This is a genomic window from Corallococcus sp. AS-1-6 (assembly GCF_020037015.1).
Lineage (GTDB): Bacteria > Myxococcota > Myxococcia > Myxococcales > Myxococcaceae > Corallococcus.
On sequence record NZ_JAIQDE010000009.1, the window covers coordinates 285,618 to 304,174 of the forward strand.

The 18,557-nt window shown below is 69.6% G+C and carries 19 protein-coding genes; 8 read left to right on the forward strand and 11 right to left on the reverse strand.

The genetic code is table 11. From position 1 onward, the window contains the following. Positions 1 to 4: 4 nt before the first annotated feature. From K8612_RS15360 to nuoE, 3 genes are read right to left on the reverse strand one after another with little or no spacing between them, the layout of a single operon-like run. The gene (locus K8612_RS15360; protein WP_223740682.1) at positions 5 to 511 is read right to left on the reverse strand and encodes an NADH-quinone oxidoreductase subunit J; all 507 of its coding nucleotides are present in this window, start codon (positions 509 to 511) and stop codon (positions 5 to 7) included. Continuing rightward, a complete protein-coding gene (gene nuoF, locus K8612_RS15365) occupies positions 508 to 1,851 on the reverse strand; it encodes an NADH-quinone oxidoreductase subunit NuoF (RefSeq protein WP_223740681.1) in 1,344 nt (447 codons plus the stop codon). The genes K8612_RS15360 and nuoF overlap by 4 nt, the downstream gene beginning before the upstream one ends. A 40-nt stretch (positions 1,852 to 1,891) precedes the next feature. Continuing rightward, positions 1,892 to 2,380 (reverse strand): NAD(P)H-dependent oxidoreductase subunit E, encoded by a 489-nt coding sequence (gene nuoE / locus K8612_RS15370; RefSeq protein ID WP_223762803.1) that lies wholly within the window; start codon positions 2,378 to 2,380, stop codon positions 1,892 to 1,894. Positions 2,381 to 2,484: 104 nt separating this feature from the next. Here nuoE and K8612_RS15375 point away from each other — a divergent pair, with 104 nt between their 5' ends. From K8612_RS15375 to serB, 3 genes are all read left to right on the forward strand, one after another. Beyond that, positions 2,485 to 3,237 carry a TIGR02266 family protein gene (locus K8612_RS15375; protein ID WP_223740679.1) on the forward strand — a complete coding sequence of 251 codons (753 nt, stop codon included), beginning with the start codon at positions 2,485 to 2,487 and terminating at the stop codon, positions 3,235 to 3,237. A 70-nt stretch (positions 3,238 to 3,307) separates the two neighbouring features. Further along, positions 3,308 to 4,969: a serine/threonine-protein kinase gene (locus K8612_RS15380; protein ID WP_223762804.1), complete on the forward strand. Its 1,662-nt coding sequence runs from the start codon at positions 3,308 to 3,310 to the stop codon at positions 4,967 to 4,969. A 79-nt stretch (positions 4,970 to 5,048) separates the two neighbouring features. Then, positions 5,049 to 6,272 carry a phosphoserine phosphatase SerB gene (gene serB / locus K8612_RS15385; protein ID WP_223762805.1) on the forward strand — a complete coding sequence of 408 codons (1,224 nt, stop codon included), beginning with the start codon at positions 5,049 to 5,051 and terminating at the stop codon, positions 6,270 to 6,272. A 4-nt stretch (positions 6,273 to 6,276) separates the two neighbouring features. On the opposite strand, the gene K8612_RS15390 is transcribed toward serB, so the two are convergent. Then, a complete protein-coding gene (locus tag K8612_RS15390; protein WP_223762806.1) occupies positions 6,277 to 7,134 on the reverse strand; it encodes a general secretion pathway protein GspE in 858 nt (285 codons plus the stop codon). 72 nt (positions 7,135 to 7,206) lie between these two features. Between K8612_RS15390 and K8612_RS15395 the strand changes: the two genes are divergently transcribed. Both K8612_RS15395 and K8612_RS15400 read left to right on the forward strand, forming a co-directional pair. After that, a complete protein-coding gene (locus K8612_RS15395) occupies positions 7,207 to 7,401 on the forward strand; it encodes a CPXCG motif-containing cysteine-rich protein (protein ID WP_223740675.1) in 195 nt (64 codons plus the stop codon). 225 nt (positions 7,402 to 7,626) lie between these two features. Further along, positions 7,627 to 8,076 (forward strand): Hsp20/alpha crystallin family protein, encoded by a 450-nt coding sequence (locus K8612_RS15400; protein WP_223740674.1) that lies wholly within the window; start codon positions 7,627 to 7,629, stop codon positions 8,074 to 8,076. A gap of 123 nt (positions 8,077 to 8,199) precedes the next feature. On the opposite strand, the gene K8612_RS15405 is transcribed toward K8612_RS15400, so the two are convergent. The 6 genes from K8612_RS15405 to K8612_RS15430 form a co-directional block, all read right to left on the reverse strand. Further along, positions 8,200 to 8,829, reverse strand: a complete 630-nt coding sequence (locus tag K8612_RS15405; RefSeq protein ID WP_043321054.1) for a response regulator — start codon at positions 8,827 to 8,829, stop codon at positions 8,200 to 8,202. 44 nt (positions 8,830 to 8,873) lie between these two features. Next, a complete protein-coding gene (locus tag K8612_RS15410; RefSeq protein WP_223740673.1) occupies positions 8,874 to 9,449 on the reverse strand; it encodes an HAD family hydrolase in 576 nt (191 codons plus the stop codon). Between the two features lie 23 nt (positions 9,450 to 9,472). Continuing rightward, entirely contained in the window at positions 9,473 to 10,309 is an 837-nt protein-coding gene (gene kdsA / locus K8612_RS15415; protein WP_223740672.1) for a 3-deoxy-8-phosphooctulonate synthase, read from the reverse strand. After that, a complete protein-coding gene (locus K8612_RS15420; RefSeq protein ID WP_223740671.1) occupies positions 10,306 to 11,958 on the reverse strand; it encodes a CTP synthase in 1,653 nt (550 codons plus the stop codon). The genes kdsA and K8612_RS15420 overlap by 4 nt, the downstream gene beginning before the upstream one ends. Before the next feature lie 87 nt (positions 11,959 to 12,045). Further along, the gene (locus K8612_RS15425) at positions 12,046 to 12,279 is read right to left on the reverse strand and encodes a hypothetical protein (protein ID WP_206799515.1); all 234 of its coding nucleotides are present in this window, start codon (positions 12,277 to 12,279) and stop codon (positions 12,046 to 12,048) included. A 329-nt stretch (positions 12,280 to 12,608) separates the two neighbouring features. Beyond that, positions 12,609 to 14,378: an ABC transporter transmembrane domain-containing protein gene (locus tag K8612_RS15430; protein ID WP_223762807.1), complete on the reverse strand. Its 1,770-nt coding sequence runs from the start codon at positions 14,376 to 14,378 to the stop codon at positions 12,609 to 12,611. Between the two features lie 116 nt (positions 14,379 to 14,494). Between K8612_RS15430 and K8612_RS15435 the strand changes: the two genes are divergently transcribed. Beyond that, the gene (locus K8612_RS15435; RefSeq protein ID WP_223762808.1) at positions 14,495 to 15,343 is read left to right on the forward strand and encodes an aldo/keto reductase; all 849 of its coding nucleotides are present in this window, start codon (positions 14,495 to 14,497) and stop codon (positions 15,341 to 15,343) included. Here K8612_RS15435 and kdsB read toward each other — a convergent pair. Further along, entirely contained in the window at positions 15,336 to 16,082 is a 747-nt protein-coding gene (kdsB, locus tag K8612_RS15440; protein WP_223740668.1) for a 3-deoxy-manno-octulosonate cytidylyltransferase, read from the reverse strand. The two genes, K8612_RS15435 and kdsB, sit on opposite strands and share 8 nt — an antisense overlap. A gap of 105 nt (positions 16,083 to 16,187) precedes the next feature. Between kdsB and wecB the strand changes: the two genes are divergently transcribed. Both wecB and K8612_RS15450 read left to right on the forward strand, forming a co-directional pair. Continuing rightward, the gene (gene wecB, locus K8612_RS15445; RefSeq protein ID WP_223740801.1) at positions 16,188 to 17,309 is read left to right on the forward strand and encodes a non-hydrolyzing UDP-N-acetylglucosamine 2-epimerase; all 1,122 of its coding nucleotides are present in this window, start codon (positions 16,188 to 16,190) and stop codon (positions 17,307 to 17,309) included. 109 nt (positions 17,310 to 17,418) lie between these two features. Beyond that, positions 17,419 to 18,429, forward strand: a complete 1,011-nt coding sequence (locus K8612_RS15450; RefSeq protein ID WP_223762809.1) for an RluA family pseudouridine synthase — start codon at positions 17,419 to 17,421, stop codon at positions 18,427 to 18,429. Positions 18,430 to 18,557: the final 128 nt, after the last annotated feature.

Sequence of the window (18,557 nt, forward strand, 5' to 3'; positions counted from 1 at the left end):
AGGGTCAGATGCGGGACTTGGCCACCACCACCGCGCCCACCATGGCCACCAGCAGGAGCAGGCTGACCGCTTCGAACGGCAAGAGCCAGGTGGTGAAGATGGTCTCGCCGATGGACGCCATGGTGCCGAACGCCGCCTGGGCCTTCGCGTCCAACTGCGCGGGCTGCGCGTTCACCCGGCCCAGCGTCACGCCCAGCACGGCCAGCAGGCCCAGCGCGGAGGCGCCGCCCAGCAGCCGCGTCGCCGAGGGCTTGCCGCGGTGGGGCGCGTCACCCAGGTTGAGCAGCATGATGACGAACAGGAAGAGCACCATGATGGCGCCCGCGTACACGAGCACCTGCACGGCGGCGACCGTGTGCGCCCAGAGCAGCACGTAGATGCCGGCCAGGAAGAAGAACGTCGACACCAGGGCCATGGCGGAGTTGATGGGGCTCCGCGCGGTGATGACCAGCCCCGCTGACAGCAGCGTCATGACGGCGAAGACGCCGAAGAGGACCAATTCGATGTTCAAGACCAGTCTCCGAAGGAACCCCAGGGGTGGTCACCGAACGGGCAGCGGTGCTCCCGTACGTGAGCCTCGAACTCGTCCCGGAACCGCATGAGGAAGGAGTGCGTGGGCAGCGCCGCCGCGTCACCCAGCGCGCAGATGGTGTTGCCCAGGCCGATGGGGGGGTAGGGCGCGATGGAGGAGGCGACGTTCGACAGCATGTCGATGTCGCTCAGCTCCGCGCGGCCTTCCTCGATCTTGCGCAGCAGGCGCGTCTGCCACGGCGTGCCCTCGCGGCACGGGGTGCACTGGCCGCAGGACTCCTCCGCGTAGAAGCGGGCCACGCGCCAGAGGCTGCGCACCATGCAGGTGGCGTCGTCCATCACGATGACGCCGCCGGAGCCGGCCATGGTCTGCTTCATCTTCAGCGCCTCGAACTCCAGCGCCACGTCCAGCTCGTCCGCGCCCAGCACCGGCGCCGAGGAGCCGCCCGGGATGACCGCCTTGACCTTGCGGCCCTTGGGCATGCCCTGGCCGTACTTGTCGTCGTGGATCAGCTCCAGGATGGTGGTGTGCATCCCCACCTCGTAGACGCCGGGGCGGTTCACGGAGCCGGACAGGCACACCAGGTGCGTGCCGCCGGACTTGTCCGTGCCCAGCTTCGCGTACCAGTCCGCGCCCTTGGCGAGGATGGGCGGCACGCTGGCGAGCGTCTCCACGTTGTTCACCACCGTGGGGCAGCCAAAGAGGCCCACCACCGCGGGGAACGGGGGCTTGAGGCGGGGCCAGCCCTTCTTGCCCTCCAGCGACTCCAGCAGCGCCGTCTCTTCACCGCAGATGTACGCGCCCGCGCCGCGGACCAGGAAGCAGTCGAGCGCGAAGCCCTCCTTGCCCATCAGCGACTTGCCGAAGATGCCGGCCTTGTAGGCCTCGTCGATGGCCGCCTGGGTGCGCTCCGCCTGGAACTTGAACTCGCCGCGCAGGTACACGTAGCAGGTGTGCACGCCCAGCGCGTACGACGCGATGGCGATGCCCTCCAGCATCATGTGCGGGTCGTTCTCCAGGATGTAGCGGTCCTTGAAGGTGCCCGGCTCGGACTCGTCGCCGTTGACGGCCAGGTACTTGGGCTTGGGGCTGTCCTTGGGGACGAAGCTCCACTTCATGCCCGTGGGGAAGCCCGCGCCGCCACGGCCGCGCAGGTTGGACTTCTTCACCTCGTCGATGATGGCGGCGGGCTCCATGGAGAGCGCGCGCTTGAGGCCGTCATAGCCACCGCGCGAGCGGTAGCTGTCGAGGGTCCAGGACTGGGGCTTGCCCCAGGCCGCCGAGATGACGGGTTCGACCGCCTTTGCCGTAGAGGCCATGGATGAACGTCCTAGGAAAGCGAAGGAGAGGAGGGGCGACTCACGACAGCTTGGCCAGGATGGCGTCCAGCTTCGCCTGGGTCAGCCGCTCGTGGTGATCCTCGTTGATCTGCAGGCAGGGCGCCGTCCCGCAGGAGGCCAGGCACTCCGTCTCGCGCAGGGTGAACTTGTCGTTCGTCTCCCCGGCGGTCAGGCCCAGCTTCTGCTCCAGGTACGCGAGCATCTTCTCCGCGCCCCAGAGGGAGCAGGAGAGGTTCGTGCAGACGTCGATGACGTACTTGCCCGGCTTCTTGAGGTGGTACATCACGTAGAAGCTGGCGACCTCGTAGGCGCGCTCCGGCGTGACCTCCAGGTTCTTCGCCACCAGCCGCAGACCTTCAGGAGGCAACCACCCCTTGAGGTCCTGCAGCAGGCGCAGCGCGGGAAGCATGCCGGCGCTTTTGCGATCAGAGGGGTAGTGCGAGAGGATTTCCGCGATCCCCGCGTCGAACTTCTTCTGCTCTTCAGGAGTGAACAGGGGCTCCGCCATGGCGGGCCGTACGTATTGCCGCAATGGCTTCGTTGTCAACATAAACCCTCGGCGGTAGACTGGGCCGCCCTCAGCAAATTACCGAGCGATTTCAACCCCTTGTTATGAGCCTGGACCCTGCGGACCAGCGGCAGCACCCTCGTGTCCCCACCATCCTCCGGGTGGACTACGCCCATGGCCGGCCGCTCCGGGACGTGACGGAGAACCTTTCCGCCGGAGGGTTCTTCGTGCAGACCGAGCAGCTCTTCGCGGTGGGGGACGAGCTGCGGCTTGCTCTTTCTTTCCCGGGACTGCTGGATCCGGTAGAAGTCGGGGGGACGGTGGCGTGGGTGCGCATCGCCGCGCCCGATCAGCCGGGCGGCGTGGGCATCCGTGTGGAGAGCGAGCAGGACCGGCGGCGACTGGGTGACATCTTGAGTGCGGCGGGACCCAACGACAGCGCGACGACCCCCTCCGAGCAGGACGGGTACCGTGTGCTCATCGTCGAGGACAACCCGCACATCATCGAGATGTACAGCTACGTGCTGAAGAAGCTCGCGAGCAATGACCTGCACGGGAAGGTCCCGCTGGAGGTCCACTTCGCCCCGGACGGGCACCACGCCCTGCTGCGGCTGCGCGAGGACCGCTTCAGCCTGGTGATGCTGGACCTCTACATGCCGGTGATGGACGGCTTCGCCCTGGTGGAGCGCATCCGGGAAGAGGAGGAGCTCAAGGGCATCCCGGTCATCGCGATCTCCGCGGGTGGCAAGGAGGCCCAGGAGCGGGCGATGCAGCTCGGGGTGGACATCTACCTGCGCAAGCCCGTGCGGTTCGTGGAAGTGCTGGAGACGGTGAAGCAGCTCCTGCGCATCCGGTAGGGCCGGCCGCTTCTTAAGAAGCGCCAGACGTTGAAGCGCCGGGCGGGTGCCGCGTAGAGTCCGCGCACCCATGACGAAGCCCGCCATCCATCGTGACACCGTCAGTGGCGAGGCGCTGCTCATCCTGCAGAATCTGCGGGAGAACGGCCGCCTGGGACGCTCGAACAAGCTGGCCGACGTGAAGGCCGCCCTCGAGCCGTCCGTCTCGCTGGAGTTCGACAGCTACTTCTTCTTCCTGCGCAAGTTCCACTACATCGCCATGGACCGCGAGGCCCAGTTGAAGCTCACCGAAACGGGTGAGCGGGTGGTGGAGGGGGACCTGCAGGAGCGGTTCGCGTCGGAGGTCGACGACTTCTTCGCGGATCAGCTCCTGCCGGCGGAGGACGCCACGCACATCGGCCGCCCGCTGGACGAGGACGAACCGATGAGCGTCCCGCCGCCGCCGCCGGAGCTGCTCCTGGACGAGGCGGAGGTGGATGCCTCCTCCGCGGCCGGGGCCGCCGCCCAGTCCCAGGGCGGGCCGCCGCCGGTGCCGCCGTCGCGCACGCACCGCGTGGCCATGCCGGCGCTGGATCTGGGGCAGGTCGCGACCCAGATGCAGCCCGCCGCGCCGCCGCCCATCGCGACGCCGCAGCCGCAGCCGGCGTTCCGTCAGGACGGCCCGGCGGAAGGACGCCGGGAGACCTTCATCGGGCTGCCGCCGGCGCCCGCGCCCCAGCCCGTCGTGGTGACCGCGCCTGTCCCCAGCGCGTCCCAGCCGCTCATCATCACCCCTCCGCTCGCCGCCGCGCCCGCTCCGATGCCCCCTCCCGCCTCGACCCCCGCTCCCGCAGCCCCGGTTCCCCAGGCCGCCGCCGCTGCCGCCGCCGCGAAGGGCGCCAGCGACCTGGACCTGCGCTACCAGAAGTTCGACCCCATTGGCACGGGGCCGCTGGGGACCGTCTTCAAGGGCCGCTACAACGCCCTGGGGCTGGACATCTGCATCAAGGAGCTGAAGGACATCTTCGGCTACTTCTCCTTCCTGCAGCGCGGTGAGGTCCTCAAGCGCCTGAAGAAGGAGCTGTGCGCGCAGGCGCAGGTGCGCCACCCGGGCGTGGTGCAGATCCTCGACCAGAACGTGGACTCGGCGCGGCCCTACTTCGTGGTGGAGCTGATGCGCGGCAGCCTGAAGGAGCGGCTGGAGGCGTCCGGCGGCAAGGGCATTGACGTGCCGCACGCGCTGCGCACCTTCCTGCAGCTTGCGTACGGCCTGAGGGCCGCGCACGCCGCGGGGCTCACCCACCACAACATCAAGCCGGAGAACATCCTCTTCGACGCGTACGGCAACGCGAAGCTGTCGGACTTCGGCATGAGCCGCGTGGTGGAGGTGGACGCGACGAAGGGCATGCCCCAGGTGTTCGTGGGCACGGGCGGCATGGTCTACATGGCGCCGGAGCTGATGAACAAGGGCGTCCAGGAGGCGGGCCCCGCCGCGGACGTGTACGCCCTGGGCATCCTGCTCTACGAGATGTTCACCGGTCAGATTCCGGGCCGCCGCTCGCCGCTGCCGTCGGAGGTGAACCCGGAGGCGCCCAGCGGGTTGGATCAGCTCTTCGACAAGGCCACGCAGGACCGGCGCGAGCAGCGCTACCCGGACGTGGACGCGATGCTGGCGGACTTCTACAAGGCGTTCCCGGAGCGCGAGTACCTGGACCGCGGCGCGCTCATCCTGTCGTCGGATCCGCAGGAGTAGCCGCTGCCTGGCGGGCAGGCGGGCCTCCCAAGCGAGGCTCGCCCGTCCTCGTGGAGACCTGTCAGACTGCGGCGCGCCCATGCTCACGCGCCCCTCTGACAGCGTCCTCCTCACCGTCACCGGCAGGGACGGCCCCGACACCACCGCCCGCCTCACCGGCCTGCTCGCGCAAGCGGGCGCGGAGCTGCTCGACGTGGAGCAGGTGGTGGTGCAGGGCCTGCTCACCCTGGCCCTCTGGGTGCGGCTGCCCGGCGGCGAGTCCCTCCAGGCGCTCCCCGCGCTGGCCCGGGAGCTGGGCGTCACGGTGGACGTGCGCGCGGTGCCTCCGGCCGTCACGTCTCCCGCGCCGGGGCCGGAGCCGCTGCGCTACGTCGTCACCGCCGTGGGCAAGGCGCTGGGCGTGCGGGACGTGCACGCGCTGACGCGGCAACTGGCCGCGGGGAACGCGCGCGTGGAGCGCATCACCCGGCTGAGCGAGACGCCGCTCGCGGCGGTGGAGCTGCACGTCACGCTGCCTCCGGACGCCGACACGGCGGCGCTCAAGGGCGCGCTGCTGGCGCTGTCCATGGCGAGCCCCACGTTCGATGTCGCCCTCCAGCGCGAGAGCCTCTACCGGCGCGGCAAGCGGATGGTGGTGATGGACATGGACTCCACGCTCATCCGCATCGAGGTCATCGACGAGCTGGCGCGCGCCTACGGCGTCCACGCGAAGGTGGCCGCCATCACCGAGCGCGCGATGCACGGGGAGATGGACTACGACGAGTCCCTGCGCCAGCGCGTGGCGCTGCTCGCCGGGCTGGACGCGCGCGTGCTGCACGAGCTGGCCGCGAACCTGCCGCTCACGGAGGGCGCGGAGACGCTCATCCGCGTGCTGCGGCGCCTGGGCTACCGCACCGCCGTCATCAGCGGCGGCTTCTCCGTGGCGGCGGAGGCGCTGCAGAAGCGGCTGGGCATCGACTTCGCGTACTCCAACGCGCTGGAGGTCCAGGACGGGAAGCTCACCGGCCGCACCGTGGGCACCATCGTCAACGCGCGCCGCAAGGCGGAGCTCCTGGAGACGCTGGCGAAGCAGGAGGGCATCCTGCTGGAGCAGGTCATCGCCGTGGGGGACGGGGCCAACGACCTGCTGATGCTGGAGAAGGCGGGGCTGGGCATCGCCTTCCGCGCCAAGCCGAAGCTGCGCGAGGCCGCCGACACGTCCATCTCCGCCGGCGGGCTGGACACCATCCTCACGCTGCTGGGCCTCACCGCGCGCGAGCTGCGCGAGGTCGGCTCGGAGGTGGGCTCGCAGGTGGGCCCGTAGGGCTTCAGAGGCGCATGCGCGCGGCCAGCTCGCGCTGCTGCACCTGGCCCTTCTCGAAGACGAGCTCCAGCAGGGCGCGCAGAATCTTGGAGCTCTTCTCCTGGTTCTGCTGCACCGTCTGCAGGCGGGCCAGGTCCTCCTCCGTCCACTCGGAGGTGGGCGCGCCGCCCGCGAGGATTTCATCCAGGATGTCCGAGGCGCTGGAGCCCGCCGGGGCGGCCGCGGGGGCCGCTCGCGCGGCGGGGGCCGGGGCGGCGGGGGGCGGCGGCGCGGCGTTCGGGTCGACGATGTCGCTGATGCGCTTCACGACCGTCTTGCCGCTCATGTCCACGACCTTGAACTCCTCCTCCTCCGGGAGCTCCCCCGGGTCCCGAGGCTTGTTCGTGTCGGGCTTGAAGCGCTTCTTCTCCACCGGCTCCTGGCCGCGGTAGTGGCGCAGGATGGCGTGCTCGATTTCACGGTCGCCCGCCACCATGGGGACCACGCGGGCGCGGCTGCGCGCCGCGACCTGGTCCAGCGTGGCCAGGTCCGTGGGGTCGGACATCGCCAGCACCAGCGTCTTCCCGTTGTCCTTGAGCTGCACGGGGAAGATGCCCTTCTGCTCGGCGAGCCCCACGTCCACGCGCGCGAGCGCCGCGGCGTCCTTCGTCAGGTTGCCCAACTGCACGCGCGGCATTCCCAGGCCCTGGCAGATGGCCTGGGTGATGGTCTCCTCGGAGGCCAGGCCCAGGTCCGCGACGACGCGCGACACGCGTCCGCCCCACTGGTCCAGCGAGGCGAGCGCGCTGCGTAGCTGCAACTCGTCGATGACGCGCGCCTTGACGAGGATGTCCGCGATGCGATTCCGGGAAGGGGGAGCCATGGGATGGGGATTCTAGCGTCTGATGGCGCGGACGCTCAGTCCACGTCACCGAACATGCAAGGAGGCTGGACCATGCAGCCATTCGCGGACGCCGCCACCCAGATGTGCCCGTACTGCGGTGAAGAGGTCGAAGTCGACGTGGACTCGCTGGGCGCGTCCTCCGAGTCCTACGTGGAGGACTGCCCCGTCTGCTGCCGCCCCTGGCAGGTGCGCGTCACCCGCGACGAGGACAGCGCCTTCGTCACGCTCGGCCGCGACGACGACTGAGCGCGGACTCCCGGCAGGAGGGCAGGCGGGCAGGCGGGCAGGCCCTTCGCGGGGGCGCCGGGACGGCGGGGGCCGTTGCTTGACACGTCCCGAAGCATGGTTCTCTTGAGTCTTGTGAGGCGCTGCCGGGCACCCCCGAAGAACGGGGCCCCGGACGCCGATTCAACAACGACCGTGAACCCGCACATCGTGCGTCCGCAGGGACGTCACGAACAGGAGACGACCATGCTGAACGTCCGCTATCCCTTCAACAACGCCGCCGTCACCCACCCGCTGCTGCGCGACTTCGACTTCCTCTTCCGCGAGCTGGCCTCGCCGGGCGCCCGCAACGACGCCGAGCGCACCGTCACGCCCGCGGCGGACATCCTGGAGGCCGAGTCCGGCATCACGCTGCGCGTGGACCTGCCGGGCCATGACGCCAAGGCCATCCAGGTGAAGGTGGAGGACGGCGTGCTGACCGTGCGCTCCGAGCGCAAGGCCGAGACCGTGCCGGAGGGCAGCACCCTGCGGCGCCAGGAGCGCGCCTCGGGCGTGTACGCGCGCCAGTTCCGCCTGCCGGAGACGGTGGACGCGACCCGCGTGGAGGCCCGCTACGACAATGGCGTGCTCACCCTCACCCTGCCGCGCCGCGAGGAGACCAAGCCCCGCGTCGTCGAGGTGAAGGTCCAGGGTTGATGCCCGTGCATCAACACCCCATCAGGGAGGCCGCTGCCCTCGCTGAGACGAGGCGCGGCGACTCCCGCAAGCATCCTTGCGACCCGAGGGCTTCCGCGGTGGCCGGCGGAAGCCCCCGTCCCATCACTTGCGAGCAGCGCTGGTGTTGAGCGCCAGCGGCACCCGGAACAGCTCCATCACCTGCGTGACGTCCAGCGGCTTGGCCAGGCACGCCACCGCGCCGGCCTGCTTGGACTGCTCCACCACGTCAGGCGTGTGATTGCTCGTCATGGTGATGAGGCGCACGCCCTCCATCTGCTTGCGCGCGCGGATGCGCTTGCAGACCTCGATGCCGTCGATGTCCGGCATGTTGAGGTCGATGATCATCCCGTGCGGCTTCTGCTCGGACACCAGCAGCAGGGCCTCCACGCCGCTCGTGGTGGTCTGGAGCTCCACCTGGTTCGCGTGCGGCTTGAACGCGCGCTTGATGGCGTCCAGCACCGGGCGCTCGTCGTCCACGACCAGCAGGCGCACCGTGCTGCTGCCCAGCTCCTCGGGCACGGGCATCTGGTGGGTGACCAGGAAGGTGCGCAGGTCCGTCGAACGCACCCGGCGGTGGCCGCCCGGGGTCCGGAAGGCCATCAGGATGCCGCGGTCAATCCACTTGCTCACCGTCGACGGGTCCACCTGAAGCAACCGACTGATGTCGTGCGTCGTGTAGAGCTGGTCCGTCATCGCCGTACTCCCCTCGGACTGCATCGTTCCACTAGCCATGGAAATAAACACCTACCTTGAATGCGGGGTTTGATCAACCCACCCTACGACGTGCTGCGTTTATCTGTGCTTCTCATCAGACCCACGGCGTCTTCCCAACGGCCACTGGCACGGAGGCACAGCTCCACAAGCTCGCGGGCGGCTCCGTGACCGCCCACGTTCGTCGTAACGAAGTCCGCTTCCTGGCGCACCTCTGGAACGGCATCCGCCGGACAGGCGGAAAGCCCCGCAAGCGACATGGGGTCCAGGTCGTTGAGGTCGTCTCCCATGTACGCGCACTGATTCGCGGGGATTTGGAGTTGGGCGAGCAATTCAAGAAGGGCGGGACCCTTCTGCTTGCGGCCCTGGAAGATGGCGGCGAGGCCGAGTTCCCGGCCTCGCGCCTCGACGATGCGGGACGAGCGCGCGGTGAGGATGGCGGCGGGCAGGCCCACCAGCCGGGCCATGACGAGCGCATGGCCGTCCTTCACGTTGAAGCGCTTCATCACCTCGCCGTCGTCGCCGTAGTACAGCGCGCCGTCGGTGAGGACGCCATCCACGTCGAACACGAGCAACCGCACGCGCGACGCGCGGGACGTCAGCTCTTCCTTGCCCGGTTTGGAAGGCGCTTCCGTCGGCATGGCCTCCTCACCTTTCGCGTCCATCAACTGGCTTCGTGACCCAGCGCGCGGCGGATGCTGAGCACATCTCGTACCACGTCCTCGAACATCTGTGGATTGAGCGAGCACGGACCGTCACACAGGGCACGGTCGGGGTCTTCGTGGACTTCTGTGAATAAAGCGTCAATCCCGGCGGCGGCGGCGCTGCGGGCGAGCAGTGAGACGAACTTGCGGTCGCCGCCTGTCTTTCCGTCGCTGGAGCTGGGGAGCTGGACCGCGTGGGTCGCGTCCATGCAGACCACGAGGCCGGCCTCGCGCATCTGGGCGAAGCCGCGCATGTCCACGACGAGGTTGTTGTAGCCGAAGGAGGAGCCGCGCTCGGTGACGAGCACGTTGGGGTTGCCCGCCTCCACGGCCTTGCGCGCGGAGTGGACGATGTCCTTGGGGGCCACGAACTGTCCCTTCTTCAAGTTCACCCCCTTGCCCGAGCGGGCCACCGCCTCCACGAGGTCCGTCTGCCGGCAGAGGAACGCCGGTATCTGGATGATATCCACGACTTCAGCGGCAGGCGCGACGTGGCTGGTTTCATGGACGTCCGTGAGAACGGGCACCCCCACCTCCCGCCGGATGCGGTCCAGGATTCTCAGACCTTCCTTCAAACCCGGCCCGCGGAAGGACTTGCCGCTGGTCCGGTTGGCCTTGTCATAGGAACATTTGAAGGCATACGGGACGCCCAGCCGCTGGGTGATGCCCTTGAGCAGGTGGGCGTGGCGCAGGGCCATCTCCTCGGACTCGATGCTGTCCGGGCCGGCGATGACGAAGAGGCGCTGGCCGGGGCCGACCTTGTGGCCGCACAGCTCGATGGAGGGGGTGTTGCTCATGAGCGCACCGGGGCGGCGGCGGGGGCCTGCGTCCGGGTGGCGTCCCGCTGGGCGAGCGCCGCGCCGATGAAGCCGGAGAACAGGGGGTGGGGGGCGAAGGGCTTGCTCTTGAACTCGGGGTGGAACTGGCAGCCCACGAAGTACGGGTGGTCCGCGAGTTCAATCATCTCCACCAGGTTCAGCTCCGGGTTGTGGCCGGAGATGACGAGCCCGGCCTCCTGGAGCCGGCCGCGGTAGGCGTTGTTGACCTCGTAGCGGTGGCGGTGGCGCTCCTGGATGGACTCCTGGCCGTAGAGCTTGTGCGCGACGCTGCCGGGCTTGAGCGCGCACGCGTAGCTGCCCAGGCGCATGGTGCCGCCCTTGTCCTGCACCTTCACCTGGCTCTCCATGAGCGTCACCACGGGGTGCGCGGTGTGCTCGTCGAACTCCAGGCTGTTGGCGCCCTTGAGGCCCAGCACGGTGCGGCTGAACTCCACCACGGCCATCTGGAGGCCCAGGCAGATGCCGAAGAAGGGGAGCTTGTTCTCACGCGCGTAGCGGACCGCGGCGATCTTCCCTTCCGTGCCGCGCACGCCGAAGCCGCCGGGCACGAGCACCGCGTCCACGCCCGCGAGCGTCTTCTCCGGGCCCTGCGCCTCCACGTCCTGGCTGTCCACGAAGCGCAGCTTCACGCGCACGTCGTTGGCGATGCCGCCGTGGAGCAGGGACTCGTTGAGGCTCTTGTAGCTCTCCGTGAGGTTCACGTACTTGCCCACGATGGCGACGGTGACCTCACCGCGCGCGGGCTCGTAGATCTTCCGGACGATGGTCTCCCACTTCTCCAGGTGGGGGGCGCGGCTCCAGATGTTGAGCACCTCCGCCAGCCGCTCATCCAGGCCCTGGCGGTGCAGCTCCAGGGGCAGCTCGTAGATGCTGCGCACGTCCGGGGACGTGAACACGTTGCCGTTGTCCACGTTGCAGAACATGGCGATCTTGTCCTTCAGCTCGCGCGAGATCTCCCGGTCCGTGCGGCACAGGAGGAAGTCCGGCTGGATGCCGATCTCGCGCAGCTTCATCACCGAGTGCTGCGTGGGCTTGGTCTTCACCTCGCCGGCGGCGCCGATGTACGGCAGCAGCGTCAGGTGGATGTAGACGGCGTTCTGGCTGCCCACGTCGTAGCGCATCTGGCGGATGGCCTCGAGGAAGGGCAGGGACTCGATGTCACCCACCGTGCCGCCGACCTCCACGATGACGACGTCCACGTCCTGGGCGGCCTGGCGGATGCTGGCCTTGATCTCATCCGTGATGTGCGGAATCACCTGGACGGTCTTGCCCAGGTACTCCCCCCGGCGTTCCTTGGTGATGACCGCGTTGTAGATGCGGCCGGAGGTGAAGTTGTTGAGGCGGCTCATCCGGGCGTGGGTGAACCGCTCGTAGTGGCCCAGGTCCATGTCGGTCTCGCCACCGTCCTCGGTGACGAACACCTCGCCGTGCTGGAAGGGGCTCATCGTGCCCGGATCCACGTTGATGTAGGGATCCAGCTTGATGAGGGTGATGTCCAGCCCGCGATTCTCGAGGAGGGCGCCAATGGATGCGGAGGCCAGTCCCTTCCCCAGCGAGCTGACCACGCCGCCCGTCACGAAGATGAACTTGGTTTTCTTGGAGCGCATGTCCCTTCCTGCCAAGAGGGCCAGGGGGCGTCAAATATTCTCTGACGCACGGACGGCTGGCTGGCCCCGACCCGCGAGGTCAGCCCTTCACTGCCCGTCCCAACCGCCCGGGCGGGCCACGGCGAACTGCTGGGCGGTGGGCTGGCCGACGCGGAAGTGGCGCAGGTCGCACCCCCGGCAACTCCAGCCTTCCCAGCCTTTCTTCACGACCTGGTGCAGGCAGGCGTCGTAGTTGGGGCAAAAAAGGTTGCGCTGGTCGTCCACCGTCTCTTCGTCACGGAGGGCGGAGGGCAGAGGGATGGGGCACGGCGTGATGGACACGGCAGTTCTCCTGCGAGCGACCCCGACGGTCGTGGATGGTGCTTCCCCCCGGCGGCCACGAACCGGTGGGTGGACAGGACATTCCCGGTAGGGAGGGGGGACGAAAAAAGTCGCCCCCGCCGGCAAAGGCGGGGGCGACTCTGTACCGCGGGCGTCACTTCCGCCGGGGACAACCTGCGCTAGCAGGCCACCGCGACGGAGGTGGACGCCTTGATCTTGCTGTCGTTCAAGGCATCACCTCCTTTCTTGCGGCAGCAGAGATAATGCGTGCCCCCATTTCCCGCCATGGAGACGGCGGTGGGGGCGGGGCCCGTCCGGGGAACGAGCGTTCAGGCGGCGACGACCTGGCGCTCCACGAGGCGGCGGTACAGGCCTTCCTGCGTCATGAGGGTGGAGTGGGTGCCGCTCTGCACCACGCGGCCGTGCTCCATCACCAGCACGCGCTGGGCGTTGGCCACGGTGGACAGGCGGTGGGCGATGATGAGCGTGGTGCGGCCCTGCATCAGCCGGTCCAGGGCGTCCTTCACCAGGTGCTCGCTCTCCGAGTCCAGGGCGGAGGTGGCCTCGTCCAGGATGAGGATGCGCGGGTCCTTGAGCACGGCCCGCGCGATGGCCACGCGCTGCTTCTGGCCGCCGGACAACTGCACGCCGCGCTCGCCCACCTCCGTGCGGTAGCCGTCCGGGAAGCGCTGGATGAAGTCGTGCGCGTTGGCGGCGCGGGCGGCGGCCTCCACCTCCGCGTCGGTGGCGTCCGGGCGGCCGTAGCGGATGTTGTCCGCGATGGAGCAGGAGAAGAGCAGGGGCTCCTGGGCGACCATGCCCACGTTGCGCCTGAGCCAACCGGGGTCCAGGGACTTCAGGGGGCGGCCGTCCAGCAGCAACTGGCCCTGGAGCGGATCATAGAAGCGGGACAGGAGGGCGGCGAGCGTGGACTTGCCGGCGCCGGAGGAGCCCACCACGGCGACGACCTCGCCCGCGTTGACGGTGAGGTCGATGCCCTGGAGCACCGGCACGTCCGGGCGCGTGGGGTAGGCGAAGTGCACGCCGCGCAGCTCCACGAGCCCCTCGACGGTGGCGGGGCGCTCGCCCTCGTGGGCGGGGATGGCGGGCTCGCGGTCCATCAGTTCGAAGACGCGCTCGGCGGCGCCCGAGGCGCGCATGAAGTCCGCCCAGAGGTCCGCCAGGGAGCCCAGGGAGACGGCCACGAGCATCGTGTAGATGAGGAACGAGGTGAGGGCGCCCACGGACAGCTCGCCGTCCACCACCAGCCGGCCGCCGTACCAGAACACCACCACCGCGGCGATGTAGCCCGCGCTGGAGGCGCCGCCCATGAAGGCGGCGGACTGGCGCGCGCGGTCGCGGGCGACCTCGTAGGCGTGGCGCACGGTGTTGCCGTAGCGCGCGACCTCGGAGGGCTCCGCCGCGAAGGAGCGCACGGTGCGCATGCCGGACAGGCTCTCCTCGGCGACCTCGCTGGCCTTGGCGAGCGCGTCCTGCACGTTGCGCGACAGCCCGCGCACGCGGCGGCCGTAGACCATGCCGCCCACGGCGACGAGGGGCACGATGGCGAGCATCAGGAACGTGAGCGAGGGCGAGGTGTAGAAGAGCAGCACGATGCCGCCCAGGGCCTGCACGGCGTTGCGCAGCCCCTGGGAGATGTTCACGCTCACCGTGTTCTGGAGCACGGTGGTGTCGGACGCGAGCCGGCTGGTGAGCTCTCCGGTGCGGTGCGTGTCGAAGAAGGCCACCTCCTGGTCCATGAGGCGCCGGAAGAAGTCCTGGCGCAGGCGCATGACGACGCGCTCGCCGGCGGTGGAGAACAGGTAGAAGCGCAGGGCGGTGGCGACGCCCTGGACCAGGAAGACGGCCAGCATGACGAGCGCGGACTTGTCGATGAGGTCGCGGTTCTTGGCGTTGAGGGCCTCGTCGATGAGGACGCGGACGCCCTGGGGGTAGACCAGGCTGGCGCCGCTGCTGATGAGCAGGAAGACGGTGGCGACCAGCAGCGTGCCCAGTTCAGGACGGGCCAGGGCGAGCAGGCGGCGCACGGTGACCCCGGAGGACTGGCGGGATGTCGGAGCGGAGACGGAGGGAGGCACCGGCGGAGCCTACCGGACTGTCGGGGGACGTGCAGCCCGGACAGCGTCCGCAGGGCCGGGATGCAGGCGGGTGGCCTGGGTGGTATTCCAGGGGCCGTTCCACGCGAGGAGGGGCCATGGAGAAGCGCGTCTTTGGCAACACCGGGGTGGCGGTGCCCGTCATCGGACAGGGCACCTGGCAGATGGAGGGCGACGACGCGGAGGCCGCCGTCCGGGCCCTGCGCGCCGGGCTGGACCTGGGGCTCACGCACCTGGACACCGCGGAGCTCTACGGGCAGGGGCGGGTGGAGGAGGCGCTGGTGGCGAAGGCCATCGAGGGCCGGCGCGAGGAGGTGTACCTCGTCTCCAAGGTGATGCCGTCCAACGCGACGCGCAGGGGCACGGTGGCCGCCTGCGAGCGCAGCCTGAAGCGCCTCGGCACGGACCACCTGGACTGCTACCTCTTGCACTGGCCCGGTTCCCACCCGCTGGAGGGCACGGTGGAGGCCTTCGAGGAGCTGGTGGCGGCCGGGAAGATCCGCGCCTGGGGGGTGAGCAACTTCGGGGTGGAGGACCTGGAGGAGGTGCTGGCCCTGGCGGGCAAGGGGCGCATCGCGTGCAACCAAGTGCTGTACCACCTGGAGGAGCGCGCCATCGAGCACGCGGTCCTCCCGTGGTGCGAGGCGCAGGGCGTGGCGGTGGTGGCCTACAGCCCCTTCGGCAACGGGCGGTTCCCGTCCCCCACCAGCGCGGGCGGCAAGGTGCTGGCGTCCATCGCGAAGGCGCACGGCGTGACGCCCTTCCAGGTGGCGCTCCAGTTCCTGGTGCGCCGGCCGTCGGTGTTCGCCATCCCCAAGGCGAGCAACGCGGCGCACGTGCGCGACAACGCGAGCGCGGCCTCGCTGAAGCTCACGCAGGAGGAGCTCCAGCGCATCGACGCGGCCTTCCCGAAGGGCGACGAGCCGGACGAGCTGCCGGTCATCTGACGCCGGCGCGCTCGCGCAGCACGGCCTCCACGCGGGCCACGTCCTCCGGCACGTCCACCGCCACGGTGCGCCAGGACACGCTGGCGCAGCGGATGCGCAGGCCGTTCTCCAGGGCGCGGAGCTGCTCCAGCTTCTCTGTCTCCTCCAGCGGGGTGGGGCTGAAGGACGCGAGCTGGAGCAGGGTGTCCCGCCGGTAGCCGTAGAGGCCCAGGTGGGCGTGGCGGCGCACGGGGGTGCCGGGCTCGCGGGCGTGGGGCACCGGGGCGCGGCTGAAGTAGAGCGCGTCGCCGTTGAGGGCGAGCACGGCCTTCACCACGTTGGGGTTGTCCACCTCCTCCGGCTCCAGGGGCCGCACCAGGGTGCCCATGTGGACGGACGCGTCCTGGAAGAGGTCCGCGAGCACCTTGAGGGCGCCGGGGTCCACGAGCGGCTCATCCCCCTGCACGTTCACCCACACCTCCACGTCCGGGCGGGCGCGGGCCACCTCCGCGATGCGGTCCGTGCCGGTGGGGCAGGCGGGGCTGGTCATCACCGCCTGGCCGCCGAAGCCCTCCACGACGTCGCGGATCCGCGTGTCGTCCGTGGCCACCCACACCTCGTCGAAGGCGCGGGCCTCCTGGCAGCGGCGCCAGACGTGTTCCACCATCGGGCGGCCGGCGATGAGGGCGAGCGGCTTGCCAGGGAAGCGGGTGCTGGCATGGCGGGCGGGGATGACGGCCACGGTGCGGGGGGCGGGCATGGGGCGGCATCTATCAGATTCAGGACGTCTCGCCGCGCCTGGGGAGGGGCTGTCTGGCGCCCACCACTGGCCAGAACTGGCGCCATGCCTAGCTTCCGGGGCGACATGAAGAAGGTCATCCACATCGTTGGCGCGCGTCCGAATTTCATGAAGGTGGCACCCATCCACCGGGCCATCTCCGCGCGTACGTCCCTGCGGCAGCTCGTCATCCACACCGGCCAGCACTACGACGCGAAGATGAGCGACGTCTTCTTCGCGGACCTGGGGCTGCCTCCGCCCGAAATCCACCTGGGCATCGGCTCCGGCAGCCATGCCGAGCAGACGGCGAAGATGATGGTGGAGATGGAGAAGGTGTTCCTCCAGGAGAAGCCGGACCTGGTCTCCGTGGTGGGCGACGTGAACAGCACCATCGCCGCGGCGCTCGTCACGTCCAAGCTGGCGATCCCGCTGTCCCACGTGGAGGCGGGCCTGCGCAGCTTCGAGCGGCACCAGCCGGAGGAGATCAACCGCGTCGTCACCGACCGGCTCTCCGACCTGCTGCTCACGCCGTCGCGCGACGCGGACGCGAACCTCTTGAAGGAGGGCATCGACCCGAAGCACATCCACCTGGTGGGCAACGTGATGATCGACTCGCTCCTGTCGTCCAAGGAGAAGGCCGATCAGCTCCCCACGCTGAAGACCCTGGGCCTGACGCCCAGGGGCTACGTGGTGGCGACGCTGCACCGCCCGTCCAACGTGGACAACCCGAAGCTGCTGTCGGGCCTGCTGGGCGTGCTGATGGACGTGGCGAAGGAGCTGCCCGTCGTGTTCCCGGTGCACCCGCGCACGCGGAAGATGATTTCGGAGCAGGGGCTGGGGTCCAGGCTGGAGCAGACGCCGGGGCTCAAGCTGGTGGACCCCATGGGCTACCTGGAGTTCCTGTCCGTCACGTCGCAGGCGAAGCTGGTGATGACGGACTCGGGCGGCCTGCAGGAGGAGACCACGGCGCTGAACGTGCCGTGCCTCACCATGCGCGAGCAGACCGAGCGCCCCATCACCGTGGAGGTCGGCTCCAACGAGGTGGTGGGCACCGACCCGGCGCGCATCCGCGAGGCCGCGAACCGCGTGCTGGCCGGCGACTTCAAGAAGGGCCGCGTGCCGGAGCTGTGGGACGGCCGCACGGGCGAGCGCATCGCGGACCTCTACGCGCGCTTCCTGGGCGTGGAGACGAAGCGCGCCTTCGGGTGAGCGGACGCGCTTCCGTGAAGCAATCAGGCCGCCGGGTGCTCGCGTCTTCGTCACGCGGGGGCCGGGCGGCCTTCGTGTTCCGAAGCGTGGTAGAGCGTCGGGTCCCGCCATGCGTGAAGACCCCGAGAGCGCTCCGGCCGTGCCCGACGGCTACGTGGACATCCCGTTCGTCGTGGAGCCGAACTACGCGGGGTGGCGGCTGGACCGCTACCTCTGCGAGAAGATCCGCCGCATGGACCTGGAGCGCGTGCGGGGCATCATCCTGCGCGGCGTCCTGTGTGACGAGTACCGGCTCAAGCCCTCCACGCCCGTGTACCCGGGGCTGACCTTCCGCATCCGCCGCCCCGCGAGCCAGGAGCCCGTGACGCCCACGGCGCTGCCCGTCGTCTTCTCCGATGACTGGCTGCTGGTGTTGGACAAGCCGGCGGGGCTGCCCATCCACCCCACCGCGCGCTACCACAAGGGCACGCTGGTGACGCTGTTGCGCGAGCGCTTCGGTGAGCGCTTCGCGGAGCCCGCGCACCGGCTGGACCGCGAGACGAGCGGGCTGGTGGTGTGTGGCCGCACCACCGAGTCCTGCCGCGTGCTGGGCGGGCTGTTCCTGTCGCGCGACGTGCACAAGGAGTACCTGGCGCTGTGCGAGGGCCAGCCCACCGGGGACACCTTCGCCGTGGACGCGCCCATCGCGGAGGGCACGGACCTGATCCGCATCGCTGTGAGAATCGACCCGGTGGTGGGCAAGCCCAGCCGCACGCGCTTCCAGGTGCTCCAGCGCTTCACGCATGGCGGCGCGCCGTTCGCGCTGCTGCGCTGCTTTCCGGAGACGGGGCGGCAGCACCAGATTCGCGTCCACCTGCGCGAGGCGGGGTTCCCGCTCGTGGGCGACAAGATGTACGGGCCGGATCCGGGCTACTTCGACCGCTTCAGCAAGCACTCGCTGGAGCCGGAGGCGTGGGCCCGGCTGAGGCTGCCCCGGCACGCGCTCCACGCGGAGCGCATCACGTTCCCGCACCCGGGCACCGGGGAGACCGTCACCTTCGCGTCGCCGCTTCCCGATGACCTGAAGGACTTCATCGAAGGGAAGGCCCCGGCGCCCGCGAACGGAGCGCCGGAGCCGTGAGGCCCTAGTACCCCGGCACAGAGGTTTTGACCGGTTGATATAGGCCCTGCCTATCGCAAGATGGGTAGGGCCTCCGGCCGCACGAGCAGTTCAATGCTACGAGCCTGGCCAGCGCTGCGCCGGAGAAG